The sequence below is a fragment of the uncultured Draconibacterium sp. genome (assembly GCF_913060805.1).
Taxonomy (GTDB): domain Bacteria; phylum Bacteroidota; class Bacteroidia; order Bacteroidales; family Prolixibacteraceae; genus Draconibacterium.
Map to the genome: position 1 here is coordinate 1 of NZ_CAJXTC010000075.1, position 5,404 is coordinate 5,404.

Here is a 5,404-nt window from a genome sequence, read left to right on the forward strand (position 1 = left end):
GTAATAAAAAAAGAAAAAGAGTACCTACAAAATTACATTAATCCCTTGTCTGTTTCATAAGAATAGAGAGGGACGATAATGTCGAAGACGTTATCAGGGAGAGTCATCAAAGTACCAGTTATCAATAGTATAACTGTTGATTCACTCAATAAAAAAGAAAATGCCATCCGGATTGAACAAGCAATCGGATGGCATTTTTTATTTTGGAAATTCCACTAAAAGTTTCCCTAATAATTCGATTCTTTAATTTCGAAATAAGACTGTGGATGCTGACAAGCCGGGCATAATTTCGGAGCGGCGGTTCCTTCGTGAATAAAACCACAGTTACGGCATTTCCACACCACTTTATCGCCACGTTTAAACACTTTACCTTCTTCAAGATTTGTATACAAGGTGCGGTAACGGTTTTCATGCGCTTCTTCAACACGGGCAATCAGTTTAAAAGCCATTGCAATTTCTCTGAAACCTTCTTCTTCTGCAACCTTTGCAAATTCAGGATAAAGCTCTGTCCACTCTTCGTTTTCACCTTCAGCTGATGCTTTCAGGTTTTCCATAGTAGTACCGATTTTTCCGGCTGGGTAAGTGGCTGTAATTTCAACCATATTGCCATCCTCTAAAAATTTAAAGAAACGCTTAGCATGCTCTTTTTCGTTCATTGCTGTTTCTTCAAAAATGGCGGCTATTTGTTCCAATCCTTCTTTTTTGGCTTGTTTTGCAAAATAATCATAACGCATACGTGCCTGAGACTCACCGGCAAATGCTTTTAATAAATTCTGTTCGGTTTTTGTACCTGCTAACTTTGTCATTTTTCTCTCGATTTTTTAGTTTTTCTGTTCGGAAGTTTAAAGATAACGATTTCGACATTTGTAAACTATACAAAAAGATAGTTTTGAATTAGTCTGAATAAACGGCTTTCATCATTGTCATAAACGAGAAAATTACGATCTTTGCTAACTCTTAAAATGATATTTATGAGCATGGAAGAAATTCAACAGGAGATAATTGAAGAGTTTTCGATGTACGAAGACTGGATGGACAAATATGCATACCTGATTGAATTGGGGAACGATTTGGAAGACCTCGACGCCAAAGATAAAAACGACCAAAACATTATTAAAGGATGTCAGTCGCGTGTGTGGTTGGTTGCCGACATGAAAGATGGTAAGATCTACTTCCGCGGCGAGAGCGATGCTGTAATCGTAAAAGGTTTGGTGGCCTTGTTGCTACGTGTTGTTTCGGGCCGTACACCAAAAGAACTGCTTGAAACAGAGCTACATTTTATCGACGATCTGGGACTGAAACAACACCTGTCGCCTACCCGTTCAAATGGTCTGCTTGCCATGGTAAAACAAATTCGTTTATACGCTGTTGCTTATAGCAAGATTGCAGGATAAGGAGGGAACGAAATGGATAAAAGAATAGATCTGATAATAAATAACCTGAAAGAGGTTTACGACCCGGAGATTCCGGTTAACGTATACGACCTGGGACTGATTTACAACGTAGATATTGACGAAAACAACCAGGCCAATATTTTAATGACACTTACTGCGCCGGGCTGTCCGGTGGTTGATGTGTTGGTTGACGATATTACTCAAGCCGCCCAATCGGTTGATGGTGTAGAAAAAGTTGATGTAGAATTAACTTTCGAACCGCCATGGGATAAATCGATGATGAGCGAAGAAGCCCGCCTCGAACTGGGATTCTTTTAATCGCTTACTCAATTCATCACCTGGTTTCAGCGGATCATTTGAATATTTACAATCAACTTTATTTTGGTATTTTCGTTCCTCATGAATCAGTTACCTTTTGAGTCAAACGTTGTTATACTTTGTGATGGATCTTTTCCGAAACACCACATTCCGTTGTCTGTATTAGAAAATGCCGAACAGATTATTTGTTGCGACGGTGCAGCCGATAAGTTGATAGAATATGGCATGGAGCCAACATTTATTGTTGGCGACCTCGATTCTGTTTCGGAACAAACAAAGACAGACTTTGCCGATCGCATTGTTTTAAACACTGACCAGGAAACAAACGACCAGACCAAAGCCGTTGAGTTTGTAATAAATAGCGGTGCTAAAAATGTAATTATTCTAGGTGCCACCGGTAAAAGAGAAGATCATACCATTGGCAACATTTCCTTACTTTTAGATTATGCCGAAAAACTGGAGGTGATCTCAATCAGTAACTCCGGTATTTTCCGACCGGTTCTTCAGTCTCAGACAATTCCTTCTTTCAAGGGACAACAGGTTTCCATTTTCTCGTTGGGCATTCCTGCTGCAATTACTTCAAAAGATTTAAAATACCCTTTAAAAAATACCATTCTAAACTCCTGGTGGATGGGCACTTTAAACGAATGCCTTGGGGAATCATTTTCGCTTGAATTTGAAAAAGGGAAGCTGATCGTTTTTCAAAAATTTGCATAAAAAAAGGTGCCCGTAAGCACCTTTCATTTTTATTATTTCTCAGGAATTATTCAATCTTCATCGGCTTGTCCACTTTAGCCTTTAACAATGCAATATCCAGCACATCCATAATTGTATTTACAAAGTGGAATTTCAATCCTTTTATGTAAGCCTCTTTAATGTCCTCCAAGTTTTTCTTGTTTTGCTCCGAGAGAATGATCTCAGTAATTCCGGCACGTTTAGCGGCAAGAATTTTCTCTTTTATACCTCCAACCGGAAGTACTTTACCACGCAAGGTAATTTCTCCTGTCATTGCCAGATTTTTCTTCACTTTGCGCTGTGTAAATGCCGATGCCAGCGATGTTACCATGGTCACCCCTGCCGAAGGGCCATCTTTTGGAATAGCGCCTTCAGGAACGTGAACGTGTACATTCCATTTTTCGAATACTTCAGGATTCAGCTCCAGCTCATCAGCATGCGATTTCAGGTATTCGTGGGCCAGCATTGCCGACTCTTTCATTACGTCGCCCAGGTTTCCGGTAAGCGTTAAAGCACCTTTTCCTTTGCTAAGGCTGGTTTCCACAAACAGAATTTCGCCACCAACAGCCGTCCAGGCCAAACCCGTTACCACTCCTGCAAATTCGTTGCCCTGGTATTTTTCTTTTGAATATTCGGTTACTCCTAAATATTCGCGCACATCAGCTTTAGTCAACTTTTTATTGTACGATTCCTCAAAAGCAATCTTCTTGGCAACCCGACGAATCAGCTTTGCCAGCTTTTTATCCAGTTCACGCACACCACTTTCGCGGGTGTAACCATCGATAATCAACTCGATAATATCTTTTGGGAAAGTGATATCCGATTTCTTCAAACCGTGATTTTCCAATTGTTTTGGAATCAGATGACGTTTTGCAATCTCAATTTTTTCCTCTACAAGGTAACCACTTACCTCGATCAATTCCAAACGGTCGCGTAACGGCGGTGCAATTGTGCTCAGCGAGTTGGCTGTAGCCACAAACATCACTTTCGACAAGTCGTAGTCGTGCTCAATATAATTATCGTGGAATTCGCTGTTTTGCTCTGGGTCAAGTACTTCAAGCAATGCAGAAGCGGGGTCGCCATGAAAATGTTTCGACACTTTATCGATCTCATCCAGGATAAACACCGGATTCGATGATTTTGACTTCTTAATATTTTGAATGATACGCCCCGGCATTGCGCCAATGTAGGTTTTACGGTGTCCGCGAATCTCCGACTCGTCGTGTAAACCACCCAAACTCATTCGTGCATATTTGCGGCCAAGAGCACGTGCTACCGATTTCCCCAACGATGTTTTCCCAACTCCCGGAGGGCCATACAAACAAAGGATCGGCGCTTTCATATCGTTTTTCAATTTCAACACGGCCAGGTGCTCCAACATACGTTCTTTCACTTTCTCCAGTCCGTAGTGGTCTTCGTCCAACACTTTGCTGGCGTGTTTCAGGTCGAAATTATCTTCGGTATATTCATTCCACGGCAAGTCGAGTAAAGTCTGGCAAAAAGTGAACTGCACCGAGTATTCTCCGGCAGCCGGGTTCAAACGTCCCAGTTTTTCCACCTCACGATGGAAAAATTCATCCACATCTTTATTCCACTTTTTCTCTTTCGCCTTTTCTTTTAAAGCATTAATTTCCTGCTCTACCGGATTTCCGCCCAGCTCATCCTGAATGGTTTTCATTTGCTGGTTCAACATAAACTCGCGCTGTTGCTTGTCCATGTCGGTTTTCACCTTTTTCTGGATATCCTGTTTCAACTCCAGCATCTGAACTTCTTTCACCAAAAAACTAATGGCTTGCACACCACGGTCTTTCAGGCTTTCAATTTCCAGCAGCTTTTGTTTGTCGTCCACGTTAATGTCGGTGTTAGAGCAAATAAAGTTGATCAGGAAAGTAGAATTCTCGATATTTTTAACGGCGAAAGTGGCTTCGGGCGGCACATTGGCCGAGAACTGAGCAACCTTAATCGAAAGGTCTTTCAGCGAGCCAACAATGGCGTTAAACTCATTATCATCTTTCGAAGTAATATCAGTCAGCGGTTCAACCGAGGCCTTAAAATAGGGTTCTTCGCTAACCATTTCGTTAATTCTAAAACGGCGTTTCCCTTGAATGATAACAGAAGTCGATCCGTCGGGCATTTCCAGCACCTTCATAATTTCGGCCACCGTACCAATTTCGTACAAATCGCCTGCTTCGGGTTTGTCAACCGTGTAATCTTTTTGCGCAACTGTTCCCAGCAATTTGCTTCCCTGGTTAACATCGCGAATGAGCTTTAACGATCGCTCGCGGCCAACGGTAATTGGCAAAACCACACCCGGAAACAAAACGGTGTTACGCAGCGGCAAAATCGGAAGAACCGACGGCACTTCCACATTCTTTAAATCCTTGTCATCGCCATCGGCAATAATTGGAAGAAAGTCTGATTCGTTATCCATCATTCCCGATCCGAACATTGTTTGAAAAGCTGTATTTTTATATTTACCCATCTTTCTATTTTATTATAATGACATTCTGTCGTTAAAAAGACAGAACAGGCAAAACATTGCCGGTTTTATGTACAGCGTACAATAACGCAATTGCCATGCCATTTAAACAGACTGTTTACATTGGCGGATTGTTCACCGGAATTCGGGAAATAACCCGACAAAATTGCACGAATTTGTGTTGGGGAGCGACATTTCTGAAGTTATTGGAAATAAAAAAAGCATTCATCAAAACGACGAATGCTTTCCTTTATATCGGTAAGAAATATTATTTCTTTCTGTTTTCCATGTGTTTACCGTAACGGCTCATGAATTTATCTACACGACCTGCAGTATCCACAAGTTTTGTTTTACCAGTGTAAAACGGGTGCGAAGTGTTAGAAATCTCCAGTTTGTAAACCGGGTATTCAACACCGTCGATAGTCTCAGTCTCTTTTGTATCAACAGTAGAGCGGGTAATAAAAGTATGTCCGTTCGA

6 protein-coding genes are annotated in these 5,404 nt (G+C 41.3%); 3 read left to right on the plus strand and 3 right to left on the minus strand.

The window, feature by feature from the left end; translation table 11 throughout:
• Nucleotides 1-227: 227 nt before the first annotated feature.
• Nucleotides 228-806, minus strand: a complete 579-nt coding sequence (gene rbr, locus QZ576_RS22430; protein ID WP_297101819.1) for a rubrerythrin — start codon at nucleotides 804-806, stop codon at nucleotides 228-230.
• Between the two features lie 165 nt (nucleotides 807-971).
• Between rbr and QZ576_RS22435 the strand changes: the two genes are divergently transcribed.
• From QZ576_RS22435 to QZ576_RS22445, 3 genes are all read left to right on the plus strand, one after another.
• Nucleotides 972-1,394 (plus strand): SufE family protein, encoded by a 423-nt coding sequence (locus tag QZ576_RS22435; protein WP_297101822.1) that lies wholly within the window; start codon nucleotides 972-974, stop codon nucleotides 1,392-1,394.
• Nucleotides 1,395-1,406: 12 nt separating this feature from the next.
• On the plus strand, nucleotides 1,407-1,712 hold the full coding sequence (locus QZ576_RS22440; protein WP_045031823.1) for an iron-sulfur cluster assembly protein: 306 nt from the start codon (nucleotides 1,407-1,409) through the stop codon (nucleotides 1,710-1,712).
• Nucleotides 1,713-1,793: 81 nt separating this feature from the next.
• Nucleotides 1,794-2,429: a thiamine diphosphokinase gene (locus QZ576_RS22445; protein WP_297101828.1), complete on the plus strand. Its 636-nt coding sequence runs from the start codon at nucleotides 1,794-1,796 to the stop codon at nucleotides 2,427-2,429.
• A gap of 46 nt (nucleotides 2,430-2,475) precedes the next feature.
• Here the strand turns inward: QZ576_RS22445 and lon are convergent, their stop codons facing one another.
• Both lon and QZ576_RS22455 read right to left on the minus strand, forming a co-directional pair.
• The gene (gene lon / locus QZ576_RS22450) at nucleotides 2,476-4,929 is read right to left on the minus strand and encodes an endopeptidase La (protein WP_297101831.1); all 2,454 of its coding nucleotides are present in this window, start codon (nucleotides 4,927-4,929) and stop codon (nucleotides 2,476-2,478) included.
• Nucleotides 4,930-5,194: 265 nt separating this feature from the next.
• A partial coding sequence (locus QZ576_RS22455) for a type B 50S ribosomal protein L31 (RefSeq protein WP_297101833.1) occupies nucleotides 5,195-5,404 on the minus strand: 210 nt, incomplete at its 5' end.